Origin of the sequence: Janthinobacterium sp. BJB426, from assembly GCF_002735705.1 — a bacterium.
Taxonomy (GTDB): Bacteria; Pseudomonadota; Gammaproteobacteria; order Burkholderiales; family Burkholderiaceae_D; genus Janthinobacterium.
In genome coordinates this window covers 172,139-186,397 of sequence record NZ_PDZL01000004.1, presented here as the reverse complement: position 1 = coordinate 186,397, position 14,259 = coordinate 172,139, and the positions used below count along the sequence as shown (strand labels likewise).

Sequence of the window (14,259 nt, the reverse complement as noted above, 5' to 3'; positions counted from 1 at the left end):
TTACTCCTTCTGCGCGTAGGGCGGCGCCTCACTCGAGGTGGGCGCCGCCTGGCCGCTTAATATGCGCCGGATTTCTTGAAATCAGCAATGGCCGCCGACAGAGTTGCTTCGCTGTCTTTGTCGAGTTGCTTGGTTTCTTCGATCTTGGCCAGCAGAGCAGCTTGCTTGGTCTTCATGTAAGCGTGGACACCAGCTTCGAACGACAGCACTTGCTTGACTGGCACGTCGTCCATGAAGCCTTTGTTCACCGAGAACAACGATACGGCCATCAGCGAGATCGACAGTGGCGAGTACTGGGCTTGCTTGAGCAATTCCGTTACGCGGGCACCACGGTCCAGCTGCTTGCGGGTCGACTCATCCAGGTCCGAAGCGAACTGCGCAAACGCGGCCAGTTCACGGTACTGCGCCAAGTCGGTACGGATACCGCCGGACAGGTTTTTGATGACCTTGGTCTGGGCGGCGCCACCGACGCGCGATACGGAAATACCGGCGTTAATCGCAGGACGGATACCGGCGTTGAACAGCGAGGTTTCCAGGAAGATCTGACCGTCGGTAATCGAAATCACGTTGGTTGGAACGAATGCGGACACGTCGCCAGCTTGCGTTTCAATAATCGGCAGCGCCGTCAGGGAACCGGTCTTGCCTTTGACGGCACCATCGGTGAACTTCTCGACGTAGTCGGCGTTCACGCGTGCTGCGCGTTCCAGCAGGCGGCTGTGCAGGTAGAACACGTCGCCTGGGTACGCTTCGCGACCTGGTGGACGGCGCAGCAGCAGCGAGATTTGACGGTATGCAACAGCTTGTTTGGACAGATCATCGTAGACGATCAGTGCATCTTCACCGCGGTCACGGAAGTATTCGCCCATGGCGCAACCGGAGTACGGCGAGATGTATTGCATGGCGGCCGATTCCGAAGCGGAAGCGGCGACAACGATGGTGTATTCCATCGCGCCGTGCTGTTCCAGCGAGCGCACGATGTTCTTGATCGACGAGGCTTTTTGGCCAATCGCGACGTAGATACACTTCATGCCCTGGCCTTTTTGATTGATGATCGCATCAATCGCCACAGCCGACTTACCGGTTTGACGGTCGCCGATGATCAGTTCGCGCTGGCCGCGGCCAACTGGAACCATCGCATCGATCGACTTCAGGCCGGTTTGCATTGGTTGCGAAACGGACTCACGGGCGATCACGCCCGGCGCGATTTTTTCAATCGCGGCCGTCAGTTTCGTGTCGATGGCGCCTTTGCCGTCGATTGGCTGACCCAGCGCGTTGACAACGCGGCCGAGCAGCTCAGGACCGACTGGCACTTCCAGAATGCGGCCGGTGCATTTCACCGTGTCGCCTTCGGAGATGTGCTCGTAGGCACCCAGAATCACGGAACCGACGGAGTCGCGTTCCAGATTCATTGCCAGGCCAAACGTGTTGCCTGGGAATTCCAGCATCTCGCCTTGCATCACGTCCGACAAACCGTGGATGCGGCAGATACCGTCGGCGACGGAAATAACCGTGCCTTGATTACGCACTTCAGCGCCGCCGTCAAGACCTTGGATCCGGCTCTTGATCAACTCGCTGATTTCAGATGGGTTGAGTTGCATACTAACTCCTAAAAGTGTTTCTCTCAGCTTGCGCGAGGGGTAAGGGTCTGTCTAAGCTGGCCTGCCGAAGCGCGTGTCTTACGACACCAGTGCAGCATGCAGTTGCTGCAACTTGGCGCGCACCGAGGTATCGAGCACTTGGTCGCCAACGACCACGCGCACGCCGCCGAGCAGCGATGGATCCACTGTGACGGCAGGGTTGAGCTTACGACTGAATTTCTTTTCCAGCGTTGCGACCAGCTCGGCCGTTTGGCCTTCGCTCAGATCGAAAGCGCTCGTGATCTCGGCGTCAGCCGCACCTTCCAGACCGTTTTTCAACGTATGGAATTGCGCGCCGATTTCCGGCAGCAGGCTGATGCGGCCATTTTCGATCAACATCGTGACGAAGTTTTTCACTTCCTCATTGAGCGGCGATTTCAACAACGACAGGATGGTGGCGGCGACGTCGCTTTCCGAAACTTTCGGATTGCGCGCGTACGCCTGTACCTCGGGGTGGCTACCGATCTGTGCCAGTTCGGACACCAGTTCGGACCACGCCGCGAGGTTGCTTGACTCCTTACCAGCTTGGGCTACGCGGAACAAAGCTTCCGCGTAGGGACGGGCGACGGTTGCGAGTTCTGCCATGATTACAGCTCGACAGCAAGACGCTGCAACATTTCGGCGTGAGCCGTAGCGTTTACTTCACGCTTCAAGATCTGCTCGGCACCCTTGACAGCCAGGTCAGCCACCTGAGCGCGCAATTGTTCGCGTGCTTTCGACAGTTGCTGTTCGGCGTCCGACTGGGCTTGCGCAATGATACGCGCAGCTTCAGCTTGTGCATTTTGCTTGATCTCTTCAGCAACCAGCTGCGCGCGCTTTTCAGCGTCCGCAACGCGTTGCGACGCTTCTTCACGTGCACTGTTCAATGCCTCTTGCGCACGCTTTTCAGCGACTGCCATCGAAGCCTGACCTTGATCGGCCGCAGCCAATCCATCCGCGATTCGTTTGGCACGCTCATCCAGCGCATTGTTCAGCGCTGGAAATACGAACTTCATCGAGAACCAGACCAACACCGCGAAGGTGATCATCTGGCCGATGAGCGACATATTGATGTCCATACCTTTGCTCCTAACTAAAAGTTTCTCCTAGGGTTGGAGCGAATTACTGAGCAACAGCCGTCAGAGCGGACAGGAACGGGTTAGCGAACGTGTACAGCAGAGCAACACCAACGCCGATCATCGAGATAGCATCCAGCAGACCAGCGATAACGAACAGTTTGGTTTGCAGTTGTGGCATCAGTTCTGGTTGACGTGCCGAAGCTTCCAGGAATTTGCCACCCAAGATAGCGAAGCCCAGAGCGGTGCCGATTGCGGCCAGGCCGATGATGATTGCTGCTGCCAGAACGGTCATGCTTTGTACTTGTGCGATCAGAGCTTGCATAAAATTCTCCTAAATTTAAAAACGAAAGATACTAAAAAAACAAAATATAAAGTTAATGATTAATGTTTCTCAACCGCGAGGCTCAGATACACAACCGTCAACGCCATAAACACAAAAGCTTGCAAAGTTACAATCAAGATATGGAAAATTGCCCATGGACCACCCAACGCCCACTGTGCCCACCAAGGCAACAACGCGATCAAGATGAAAATCAGTTCGCCGGCATACATATTGCCGAACAGTCGCAGCGACAGGGAGATCAGTTTTGCAACCAGCTCAACCATTTGCAACAAGAAATTGACAGGTGCCAGGGCGATCGTGGCGATCAGGCCATTCGCATGGAACGGTGCCGTGAACAGTTCCTTGATCCAGCCGCCCAAGCCCTTGGCCTTGATCGAGAAGGCGATCACGCACAGCACGACCGACAGCGACATGGCGAAGGTGTGGTTGACGTCGGCGGTCGGCACGGCGCGCAGTTTATGCACGCCAAACCAGCTCAGGATCTTCGGCAACAGGTCAACCGGCAGGAAGTCCATCGCGTTGAGCAACCAGACCCACACAAAAATAGTGATGGCCAGCGGCGCGATGACCTTGCTTTTCGCGTGGAAGGCCCCATTAATAGTGTCATTGACGATTTCCATGACCATTTCGACGAAGTTTTGCAACTTGCCAGGGACACCAGCCGTCGCGCGGCGCGACGCCATATAGAAAACAGCCAGGAAAACAAAGCCCAGAATGGCCGAAATCCAGAACGTATCCAGATTGATCATGCCGTCGGCACTTCTCAGGTGGGCCAGATGGTGACTGATGTATTCTGTGGCGTTGGCCGGGGCAGCATGGCCCGCTTCAATAGCGTGTTCTGTGGTCATAATGAATTTAGATTTGTCGTTTCAGAGCTCAACAAGCCCCAAAACCAATGATTAAACAGCGAGCAATGAAAACCAGTATGCTAAGGTTGCCACCGCGAAACCCAAGATCAGCCATAACCAGGCGGCCGACTGAAACAACACCAGTGCCAATATAAACAGCACCGCTGTGATAAATATTTTCACCACTTCTGCGCGCAAATGCGCCCGGAATGCCTTGTTGGCGTCGCTAGAACCGCGAACGACCAACAGGGCATACACCAGGCTACCGATGACTGCGATAGCGCCGCCGTATGCGGCGGACCAGCCTCTGACATGACCACCGAAAAACAGGGTGACCGTGGCAAAGCTGATAGCGATTGCTAGCTGCAATGCAACTACTTTGTAGACTGGCTTGGCAATACTTTGTTGTGAATCACTCAATTGCCAAGTTCCCAGAAAAATCTACACACGCAAAGACACGGGATTATAGTTGGCTTTGATCTATAGAGTCAAACGTTGCTGCACCGCAGCAGGGCAATTGCTGCGTGAAACTGACGCTTTACCGACTATTCGCCGCCATTTGCACCACTATATGGCAAAGTCGCTTGTCTGGCCGCTTCCAGCCGTGTTATCAAGGAATTACGTGGTGCATCTGGAAAGCATGGCCGGATTGTCCACACCCGCATGGCCCCTGCCTTTGCAGCTTGCTATTTAACCACGCAAGCGGGTCAACAAACCATCGAGCACGTCAAGATCGGCAAAATCAATCACCAATTGGCCACGGCCCTTGTTGCCCATCTTGAACACCACGGGGGTGGCCAGCGCATCGGACAGCTCTTCTTCCAGGCGCGCGATGTCGCCCGATTTTTCCTTCTGACGCGGCTCGACCGGGTTGGCCGCTTCCTCGACCGTGCGCGTCACGAGCTTTTCCGTTTCGCGCACCGACAGGCGCTTGGCCACGACCTGATTCGCCAGCGTGATCTGGCTGGCCGCATCGACGGCCAGCAGCGCGCGCGCATGACCCATGTCGATATCGCCGGCCATCAGCATGGTCTGCACGGGATGGGCCAGGTTCATCAAGCGCAACAGGTTCGACACGGCGCTGCGCGAGCGTCCCAGCGCAGTGGCCGCTTGCTCATGCGTAAAACTGAAGTCGGCGATCAGGCGGTGGATGCCCTGCGCTTCTTCCAGCGGATTGAGGTCTTCGCGCTGGATATTCTCGATCAGCGCCATGGCGGCGGCGGCCAGGTCGTCCACATCGCGCACCAGCACTGGCACTTCCGTCAGGCCGGCCAGTTGCGAAGCGCGGAAACGGCGTTCGCCGGCGATGATTTCATATTTAACAAGTCCGCTCAAGGTATCTTGCCCGATCGGGCGCACCAGGATCGGCTGCATCAGCCCTTGCGCCTTGATCGAGGCGGCCAGTTCATTCAGCGCTCCCTCGTCCATGCGGGTGCGCGGCTGATATTTGCCGGCTTGCATTTGTGACACGGGCAAGTTCGACGGTTGATGCGTGTCCGGACTGGCGAAGTCGCCGCCGCCGCCCAACAGGGCGTCGAGTCCGCGACCCAGTCCTTTTAATTTTTTCGTAGCCATGCTGTCCTAATCGTGTTTTCAGAGTAAGCGCTCACATCATTATGTGCAGACGCTCGCTCCTTGTTTACATATGTTTGATGCGTTCGACCATCTCGGCGCCGAAGGCGATATATGCCTGGGCGCCTTTCGAGCTGGGGTCGAAGGTCACGCCGGGCAGGCCGTACGACGGCGCTTCGGCCAGGCGTACATTGCGCGGGATGATGGTATTGAAAACCTTGTCGCCGAAGTGCTGCTCCAGCTGCGCCGACACTTGTTGCGATAATGTCATGCGTGGATCGAACATCACGCGTAGCAGACCGATGATCTTCAGATCCGGGTTCAGGTTGGCATGCACCTTCTTGATGGTGTTGACCAGATCGGACAAGCCTTCCAATGCGTAGTACTCGCACTGCATCGGAATGATCACGCCATGCGCGGCGCACAGGCCGTTCAGGGTCAGCATCGATAATGCCGGTGGGCAATCTACCAGGATGAAATCGTATTCGCTGTCCACTTCGGCCAGTGCATCCTTCAGGCGGCGTTCGCGGTTGTCGAGTTCGACCATCTCCACTTCGGCGCCGGCCAGCTCGCGGTTTGACGGCAAGACATCGAAGCGTCCCGCTTCCGAACGCTGGCGTGCCGTTTTGACATCGGACTCGCCCAGCATCACTTCATAGGTCGACGCCTTCAGACCGGCCTTGTTGATGCCGGCGCCCATGGTCGCATTGCCCTGCGGGTCGAGGTCGACCAGCAGCACGCGCTGGTTCAACTTGGCCAGACCGGCGGAGAGGTTGACGCTTGTTGTGGTTTTACCAACACCACCCTTTTGATTTGCTACACAAAAAATTTTGGCCATGTATCTTCTAGTTGTAAAGAGATGCAAACTTCATCGTGCGCCCCGGCATCTGGCCGAAACGATTTATACTATTTATTTCATTTATACGATATAAATCATTTATACGGTTTATATTATTTATACCGTATAAATTGTTTATATCATTTATTCTTCGTCTTTTAAATTCTTGCTATAAAGACCAGATGACGCTCTGCATTTAGCCCTGGCACCTGAATTGCGCGTAATTCCGTCACTTTCCAGTCTGCCGGCAGTCGCTCGCGCTCGTCTGGCGGTGCCACCCCTTTCAAGGCGATGAATTGCCCGCCCTCGGCCAGCACGTGGTTCGACCAGTTGACGAAGTCAGACAGGTCGGCAAAGGCGCGCGAAGTGATCACATCGAATTTCTGCTGCACTTCCAGCTGTTCCACCCGTTTCGTGTACACGGTGACGTTGCTCAAGCCAAGTTCCGCCTTCACTTGCGTCAAAAATGCCGTCTTCTTGTGCACGGTATCGATCATCGACACCTTCACATCAGGCCGCGCGATGGCCAGGACCATGCCCGGCAAGCCGCCGCCGGCGCCCACATCGAGCACATTCTTTGCATCCGCGAACGCCGGCACGGCGGCCAGCGAATCGAGCACGTGCAGGGTCAGCATCTGCAGTGGATCGCGCACCGACGTCAGGTTGTACACGCTGTTCCATTTGGCCAGCAAGGCCAGGTAATCGAGCAGTTTTTCCGTCTGATCCGCGCTCAGGTCGAGTCCCAGCGCGGCGATGCCTTCATTCAAAATCTGGGCCAATGCGGCCCGGTCAAACTGCTTCATTCAACAACCTCGTCCTTTAAAGTGGTGGTCTGTATTTCGGCCTGACCTGCACCAAAACCGCGCTTTTTCAGGTGCACCAGCAGCAGCGAAATCGCCGCCGGCGTCACGCCGGAAATGCGCGAGGCCTGGCCCAGGGTTTCCGGGCGCTGCTTGTCGAGTTTTTGCCGCACTTCGACGGACAGCGCGCCGATATCCAGGTAATTGAAACCTTCCGGCAAAGCCAGGTTTTCATAGTGTTCGTGGCGCTCGATTTCCTTGCTCTGGCGCTCAATGTAACCCGCGTATTTGAGCTGGATTTCCACCTGCTCGCGCACGGCCGGGTCAATCACGCCGGGGCCGGCCAGGGCCTGGCCTTCCATGCCCGTCATGCTCATCAAGGTGTCGTAGGCGACGTTCGGGCGGCGCAGCAAGTCCGCCAGGGAATACTCGCGCTCGATAGCCTGGCCAACGATGCGTTCCGATTCGGCGGCCGCCAGGATGCGCGGGTTGACCCACGTGGAACGCAGGCGCTCGAGTTCGCGCGCCACCGCTTCGCGCTTGGTCTCGAAGGCTTGCCATTGGGCGTCGCCCACGCAACCCAGGGTGCGGCCGATTTCCGTCAGACGCATGTCGGCATTGTCTTCGCGCAAGCTCAGGCGGTACTCGGCGCGGCTGGTGAACATGCGGTACGGTTCCTGCACGCCCTGGGTGATCAAATCGTCGACCAGCACGCCCAGATAGGCCTCGGAGCGGCCCGGTACCCAGGCTTCCTTGTCCTGCGTCAGCAAGGCCGCATTCAGGCCCGCCAGCATGCCTTGCGCGGCCGCTTCCTCGTAGCCGGTGGTGCCGTTGATCTGGCCGGCGAAGAACAGGCCGGCGACGGCCTTCGTTTCCAGCGACGCCTTCAAGCCGCGCGGGTCGAAATAATCGTATTCGATGGCGTAGCCGGGGCGCAGGATGTGCGCGTTTTCCATGCCCTTCATCGATTGCACCAGGGCGATCTGCACGTCGAACGGCAGGCTGGTGGAGATGCCGTTCGGATAGAACTCATGCGTCGTCAAGCCTTCCGGCTCGAGGAATATCTGGTGCGATTCCTTGCCCGAGAAACGGTGGATCTTGTCTTCGATCGACGGGCAATAGCGAGGGCCGACGCCCTCGATCACGCCCGTGTACATGGGGCTACGGTCCAGGCCAGCGCGGATGATATCGTGCGTCTGGCTATTCGTGTGCGTGACCCAGCACGGCACCTGGCGCGGGTGCATGGACGTGTTGCCCATGACCGAGAAGACTGGCACGGGATCGAGGTCGCCCGGCTGCTCTTGCATCACGGAAAAGTCGATCGTGCGGCCATCGATGCGCGGCGGCGTGCCTGTTTTCAGTCGCCCCTGCGGCAGTTTCAGTTCTTTCAAACGGGCGGACAGCGAAATGGCAGGCGGGTCGCCGGCGCGGCCAGCCGAGTAGTTATTCAAGCCCACGTGGATCTTGCCATCGAGGAAAGTGCCAGCCGTCAGCACGACGGCGCGCGCGAGAAACTTCAGGCCAATCTGCGTCACGGCGCCAACGACGCGGTCGCCTTCAACGATCAAATCATCAACGGCTTGCTGGAACAGCCATAAGTTCGGCTGGTTTTCCAGGCGCGTGCGGATGGCGGCCTTGTACAAAATACGGTCGGCCTGGGCGCGCGTGGCGCGGACTGCCGGGCCCTTCGAGGAATTCAAGATGCGGAACTGGATGCCGGACTCGTCAGTGGCAATCGCCATCGCGCCGCCCATGGCATCGACCTCCTTGACCAGGTGGCCCTTGCCGATGCCGCCGATGGAGGGGTTGCACGACATCTGGCCCAGTGTCTCAATATTATGCGTGAGCAATAGCGTCTTCTGCCCCATGCGGGCGGAAGCGAGGGCCGCCTCGGTACCGGCGTGACCACCACCGACAACGATGACGTCGAATTCTGTAGGAAATAACATGATAAATAGGTAACAGTGCAAGTAAAAATGCGGAAAGAGAGCTCCGATTATAGAGTCTTTTTGCAAGCGCAACCTTGCAACGGCCAATTTTTGCTTAATTTTTACTCAGCAGTGGCAAGTCAACGGAGATTTCTGTTTCACGTGGAACACGAATCGCATCCAGGATGGAGGTGCGGCACTGGACAATGTTTGCTACAATTGCTGCATCGTCTGCATTCGTGGTCACGCCAGTGGCCAACGGGACGATCATCCAGGAGGACGGCCTCCCCCATCATGGGAACACACCGGGACGGCCCGCTCTGTAAAGGAGCCGCCATGGCCTGGATACTATTACTGATTGCCGGCATGTTTGAAGTCGTGTGGGCATACTCGATGAAACTCTCCGAGGGTTTCACCAGACTCACTCCCTCCGTCATTACCATCGTCATGATGATCGCCAGCTTTGGCTTGCTGTCGCTTGCCATGCGCACCCTGCCCCTGGGCACGGCCTATACGATCTGGACCGGCATCGGCGCCGTCGGCGCCTTCATCGTCGGCATCGTCTTTCTGGGCGAGCAAGTCAATACCATGCGCGTGTGCGCCGCCGTCCTCATCGTGTGCGGCATCGTGCTGATGAAACTGTCGTCCAGTCACTGAGAGGAATTCCCATGCTCCTCGAAAATTATTTTCCCGTCCTCCTGTTCATTCTGATCGGCATCCTGGTCGGCATCGTGCCCATGCTGCTGGGACGCGTACTCGGTCCGCACAAGCCCGATGCGCAAAAGCTGTCACCGTATGAATGCGGCTTCGAAGCGTTCGGCGACGCGCGCATGAAGTTCGACATCCGCTTCTACCTGGTCGCCATTCTCTTCATCCTGTTCGATATCGAGGTGATCTTCCTGATGCCCTGGGCGGCCAACGTGAACGAACTGGGCCTGCCTGGCTTCTGGGCCGTCATGGGTTTCCTGAGCGTGCTGGCCATCGGCCTGGCCTATGAATGGAAACGCGGCGCGCTGGAGTGGGAGTAACCCGCGCATCCTGTTCCACGTGAAACAGGCGCGGGGCGGGAAAGCGGAGTAAGCTGGGCTTCTGCCATCACTGTCAGGAGTCTGCATGTCCGCCTTCCAGTTCCGCACCGTGCCGCATCTGATCGTTGAAGCGGGCGCCGCCGCCCAGCTGGGTGCGCATATCGCCCGTCACTTCCCCAGCGTGCGCCGCGCCCTGCTCGTCACCGATGCAGGCTTTTTGCGCACGGGGCTGGCCGATGCTCCCCTGCGCAGCTTGCAGGTGGCCGGCATCGAGGTCCACGTCTTTTCCGAGGTGCAAGCCGATCCGCCCGAAGCCATCGTGCTGGCCGGCGTAGCGCAGGCGCAGATGTTTCACGTGGAACTGATTATCGGCCTCGGTGGCGGCAGCTCCTTGGACGTGGCCAAACTGATCGCCGTGCTGGCGCCGGGCCGCCAGGAACTGGCCGAACTGTATGGCATCGGCAATGTCCACGGCCAGCGCCTGCCCCTGGTGCAATTGCCCACCACGGCCGGCACGGGTTCGGAAGTGACGCACATCGCCATCGTCACCACGGGCGCCACCAGCAAAATGGGCGTAGTCGCGCCGCAACTGTATGCGGACCTGGCCATCCTCGACGCCAGCCTGACCCTGGGCTTGCCGTCGGCCGTGACAGCCGCCACCGGCATCGATGCCATGGTGCACGCGATCGAAGCGTACACCAGCCGCCTGCTGAAAAATCCCTTGTCCGACATGCTGGCCACCGAGGCGCTGTCACTGCTGTCGAGCAACCTGGTCACCGCCTGCCGCGATGGCAGCAACCTGCCGGCGCGCCAAGCCATGCTGCTCGGTGCCATGCTGGCCGGCCAGGCGTTTGCCAATGCGCCCGTGGCCGCCGTGCATGCGCTTGCCTATCCCATCGGGGGACTGTTCCACGTGCCACATGGCCTGTCGAATGCGCTGGTGTTGCCGCACGTGCTGCGCTTTAATTTGTCCCATGCGGCGCCCCTGTATGCGCAACTGGCCGCCATTTTCCAGCCCGGCATCGCGGGCAGCGAGGAAGCGCGGGCCATGGCCCTGATCGACGTCATGCAGGAGATTGCCCTGGCCACCGGCATCGCGCGCACCCTGCGCGAGGTGGGCATCGCGGCCAGCGATCTGGACCGGCTGGCCGATGAAGCCATGCTGCAGACGCGCTTGCTGGGCAACAATCCCCGGCCCGTCACACGCGGCGATGTGCGCGCCATCTATGCCGCCGCACTGTGAACCAGCAGACTGAATCTGCCAACCCACCCTGCTACACTGCCGCCATGACGCCTCCCGATATCCCCATTCATCCTGACAGCACCAGCTTTCCGCACGGTGCCTGTGCCGGCTGCCACGACAGCGCGCCGCTGCCGTTTGCCTTCGAGTATGCCTATCAACCCATCGTCGATCTCGCCACACGCAGCATCTATGCGCACGAGGCACTGGTGCGCGGTCCCAACGGCGAAAGCGCGGCCAGCGTGCTGGCGCAAGTCAACGATGCCAACCGCTACCGCTTCGACCAGGCTTGCCGCGTCAAGGCCGTGGCCGGCGCCGCCAGGCTGGGCATGCAGGGCATTCTGTCGATCAACTTCCTGCCCAATGCCGTCTACCGTCCTGAAGTCTGCATCCGCAGCACTCTGGAAGCGGCCACCTTGCACCGCTTCCCCACCGATAAAATCATCTTTGAAGTGACGGAAGGCGAACGGGTGCAAGACCGTCCCCACCTCGTCGAGATCTTCCGCGCCTACCGGCGCTTCGGTTTCCAGACCGCCATCGATGATTTCGGCGCCGGCTATGCGGGCTTGAATCTGCTGGCCGAATACCAGCCCGACATCATCAAGATCGACATGGACCTGGTGCGCGGCATCGATACGCACGCGCCACGCCAGGCCATCGTGCGGGCCATCGCCAGCCTGTGCCAGGAGCTGGGTATCCGCGTGCTGGCCGAAGGCATCGAGACACGCGCCGAGCGCGACTTTCTGGCCAGCTGCGGCATTTCGCTGATGCAGGGCTACTGGTTTTCCAAGCCTGTCTTCCAGGGACTGGGCGATATTGCCGAGTCGGCCTGGGAATAAAAACGGCCACGTGAAACGTGGCCGCAGCTTCCACAGGAAATACAGCCTAGTTGGGAATATCGACGACAGTCCCCGTCACGCTGATGGCATTGCCAGGTGCCGGCGTTGCCGCAATCGCCGGCACGTTGACATTCGTGATCAGGGTCGACGCATCGGCGCGCGTCACCGTCCGCACCACCTGCGATGGCGGCAAGGCTTGCTTGGCGGACAAATGCGCATACATGGCGTCAAGCGCCCGATTCAGGTAGACGTGTAGCGGCACGATCAAGGTCGGCAAGGCGCTGCTGAAGGAATCGAAGTGGTTGGCGTTCGTCACTTCGATGTAGCGCAGCTTGCTATTACTCCCCTCCACGGCAGCGTTCAAGCCCAGATAGGCGCGCGAAGCGTGATTCACGGGAATCAAGGTATCGCTGCGGCCGTGCACGATGATGGCCGGCTTGCCATTCAATTTGCCACTGGCAGCCACTTCGGCCATGCCTGCCCGCACGCGCACGCTTTGCCCGGCCAAGGTGCCTTGCAAGTTGGCGCCGCTGACGGTATCGCGTCCCGTCGCCAGGCTGCGCAGGCACAGGAAGCCATCGAGCGACTGGTCCGCCAGGCTGTTTGACGGCGATACGCCGGCCGTGTAGACCCTGGCGCCGCCTACACTGTTCTCGTACACGACACTACCGAGGATGCCGTTTTGCGCGGCAAAGCTGGCCGCCTTCTGTGCCGAAGTAAACGCGATCGGATTGCCGCCGCCGTCCGTCTGCGCAAACGTGAAACCGCACACTTTATCGGTCACGGGGAATTTCCCGTAGGCATACGCATACGTGACGGCCACCAGGATATTCGTGCCCGCGTGCGCTGCCTGCAGCGGATCGGCATCAAGCAGCCAGCCATACGCGCGCAAGCGCTGCTTCGCGTCCGCCTGCTGTGCGGCCAGGTCGGCGCCGTTCAATAGCCCCTTGCTGACGAGCGCCGTGCAGCGTCCCGCATTGCCGGCCACGGAGGCGATGCACGGCTGATACAAGGCCGCATAGGTGGCGTAGTCGAACAGCGCGCGGCCGTGATTGGCGACCACCGCCCCGCCCTGGCGCACGCTGTAGGCAGTCGACGCCGTCGGCTGGATCTGCGGCTCGCTGGCCGCCACGCCGCTGATCAAGCCTTGCGTATCCTGTTCCGCCGCCAGCAAGGCCGAGCCGGCGCCGTTGGAAATGCTCGAGGCGATCGTGATGGTGTTCTTCGGTGTCAGGCGCACCAGGTGGGAACTGCCGTCGCGGGCCAGCACGCCATAGCGCTCGTTCAACACATAATATGCCATCTCGACCGCCTGCAAGGTGACCTTGCCCCAGTCCTTCTCGGGATTCTGCTGCGAGTGCGCATGCTTGAAGGCGATGCGGTTCGGATTGCTGCCCGCCCAGGCCAGGCGGTCGGCATCGCTCAATTCCGGCGCGAAGAGCGCATTCTTGCCGGCGGCCACCCTGCCCGCGCGCACGCCATTTTGCAGGTTGACGCTGTCGTCCTCGAACACGTACAGGCCCGTGCCGGAACCCTTGTCGGCATACGCCACGGCGCAGCCTTTTTTCAGGCCCCATTCGCCTGAGCTGCCGATGGCGCCGTAAATGCCGCGCGAGCCGCTCGACGTGCCCGTGACGATGCAGGGGTGGTCCGGATCGAAGCTGGCCGGCACCTGTACCATCAAGGTGACATTCTTCTTGCCCGTGCCATCGTCGGCATAGGCGATGTATTCACTGCCGGCAACCAGGCCCTCGCCCGTGCCGATGCTACCGTTGGCATCGACATTTGGTCCGTACAAGGTGCCGTAGCCGCTGTTGGCAGCAATGTCGAGCACGGCCCGGTAATTGGCGTAAATCGCATTGCGGCGCAGTTCGAGCGGTGTCGGCTGTTCCACGTTCGCATACGCGGGAGTTGCTCCCGCCAGCCCCGTCTTGCCGAGGCCAGCCGTCAGCAGATCGTTCGTCTTGCCGTCATAGTCGGCCCGCGTGATGGTGCCCAGGTAGCCGGGCATCTGGTTCAGTTCTTCCGGCGCATGGTTGCTGCCGCAGGCTGCCAATGCCAGCAAGGTGCACAGGCTTGCGCTAGTGCCCGCGCGCGTGATCGTCGTTTGCATGGTGGTACTCTCCGT

15 protein-coding genes are annotated in these 14,259 nt (G+C 59.4%); 4 read left to right on the top strand and 11 right to left on the bottom strand.

What is annotated here, in order from left to right; all coding sequences use genetic code 11:
• Window positions 1–56: 56 nt before the first annotated feature.
• The 10 genes from atpA to mnmG all read right to left on the bottom strand — a co-directional run bounded on the left by atpA (window position 57) and on the right by mnmG (window position 9,045).
• Window positions 57–1,598, bottom strand: coding sequence for a F0F1 ATP synthase subunit alpha (gene atpA, locus CSQ93_RS08640; RefSeq protein ID WP_077398373.1), 1,542 nt, complete (start codon window positions 1,596–1,598; stop codon window positions 57–59).
• A 78-nt stretch (window positions 1,599–1,676) separates the two neighbouring features.
• Entirely contained in the window at window positions 1,677–2,222 is a 546-nt protein-coding gene (locus tag CSQ93_RS08635; protein WP_034783838.1) for a F0F1 ATP synthase subunit delta, read from the bottom strand.
• A 2-nt stretch (window positions 2,223–2,224) separates the two neighbouring features.
• Entirely contained in the window at window positions 2,225–2,695 is a 471-nt protein-coding gene (locus CSQ93_RS08630) for a F0F1 ATP synthase subunit B (RefSeq protein ID WP_034752697.1), read from the bottom strand.
• A 43-nt stretch (window positions 2,696–2,738) separates the two neighbouring features.
• On the bottom strand, window positions 2,739–3,017 hold the full coding sequence (gene atpE, locus CSQ93_RS08625) for a F0F1 ATP synthase subunit C (protein WP_034752695.1): 279 nt from the start codon (window positions 3,015–3,017) through the stop codon (window positions 2,739–2,741).
• Between the two features lie 59 nt (window positions 3,018–3,076).
• On the bottom strand, window positions 3,077–3,886 hold the full coding sequence (gene atpB / locus CSQ93_RS08620; RefSeq protein WP_051959258.1) for a F0F1 ATP synthase subunit A: 810 nt from the start codon (window positions 3,884–3,886) through the stop codon (window positions 3,077–3,079).
• A 51-nt stretch (window positions 3,887–3,937) separates the two neighbouring features.
• Window positions 3,938–4,306: an ATP synthase subunit I gene (locus CSQ93_RS08615; protein WP_099377709.1), complete on the bottom strand. Its 369-nt coding sequence runs from the start codon at window positions 4,304–4,306 to the stop codon at window positions 3,938–3,940.
• A 270-nt stretch (window positions 4,307–4,576) separates the two neighbouring features.
• Complete coding sequence (locus CSQ93_RS08610) at window positions 4,577–5,461, bottom strand: ParB/RepB/Spo0J family partition protein (protein WP_099377708.1); 885 nt, start codon at window positions 5,459–5,461, stop codon at window positions 4,577–4,579.
• Between the two features lie 64 nt (window positions 5,462–5,525).
• Window positions 5,526–6,296 (bottom strand): ParA family protein, encoded by a 771-nt coding sequence (locus CSQ93_RS08605; RefSeq protein ID WP_046681849.1) that lies wholly within the window; start codon window positions 6,294–6,296, stop codon window positions 5,526–5,528.
• Between the two features lie 158 nt (window positions 6,297–6,454).
• Entirely contained in the window at window positions 6,455–7,099 is a 645-nt protein-coding gene (rsmG, locus tag CSQ93_RS08600) for a 16S rRNA (guanine(527)-N(7))-methyltransferase RsmG (protein WP_099377707.1), read from the bottom strand.
• The gene (mnmG, locus tag CSQ93_RS08595; RefSeq protein ID WP_099377706.1) at window positions 7,096–9,045 is read right to left on the bottom strand and encodes a tRNA uridine-5-carboxymethylaminomethyl(34) synthesis enzyme MnmG; all 1,950 of its coding nucleotides are present in this window, start codon (window positions 9,043–9,045) and stop codon (window positions 7,096–7,098) included. Before mnmG ends, rsmG begins: the two co-directional genes overlap by 4 nt.
• Before the next feature lie 315 nt (window positions 9,046–9,360).
• Between mnmG and sugE the strand changes: the two genes are divergently transcribed.
• The 4 genes from sugE to CSQ93_RS08575 all read left to right on the top strand — a co-directional run bounded on the left by sugE (window position 9,361) and on the right by CSQ93_RS08575 (window position 12,131).
• Window positions 9,361–9,681, top strand: a complete 321-nt coding sequence (gene sugE / locus CSQ93_RS08590) for a quaternary ammonium compound efflux SMR transporter SugE (RefSeq protein WP_035823456.1) — start codon at window positions 9,361–9,363, stop codon at window positions 9,679–9,681.
• Between the two features lie 11 nt (window positions 9,682–9,692).
• Window positions 9,693–10,052 carry an NADH-quinone oxidoreductase subunit A gene (locus CSQ93_RS08585; RefSeq protein WP_099377705.1) on the top strand — a complete coding sequence of 120 codons (360 nt, stop codon included), beginning with the start codon at window positions 9,693–9,695 and terminating at the stop codon, window positions 10,050–10,052.
• An 85-nt stretch (window positions 10,053–10,137) separates the two neighbouring features.
• Window positions 10,138–11,295: an iron-containing alcohol dehydrogenase gene (locus tag CSQ93_RS08580; RefSeq protein WP_099377704.1), complete on the top strand. Its 1,158-nt coding sequence runs from the start codon at window positions 10,138–10,140 to the stop codon at window positions 11,293–11,295.
• A gap of 44 nt (window positions 11,296–11,339) precedes the next feature.
• On the top strand, window positions 11,340–12,131 hold the full coding sequence (locus tag CSQ93_RS08575) for an EAL domain-containing protein (RefSeq protein ID WP_099377703.1): 792 nt from the start codon (window positions 11,340–11,342) through the stop codon (window positions 12,129–12,131).
• A gap of 46 nt (window positions 12,132–12,177) precedes the next feature.
• Here CSQ93_RS08575 and CSQ93_RS08570 read toward each other — a convergent pair whose 3' ends face one another.
• Window positions 12,178–14,244 carry a 3-hydroxybutyrate oligomer hydrolase family protein gene (locus tag CSQ93_RS08570; protein WP_099377702.1) on the bottom strand — a complete coding sequence of 689 codons (2,067 nt, stop codon included), beginning with the start codon at window positions 14,242–14,244 and terminating at the stop codon, window positions 12,178–12,180.
• Window positions 14,245–14,259: the final 15 nt, after the last annotated feature.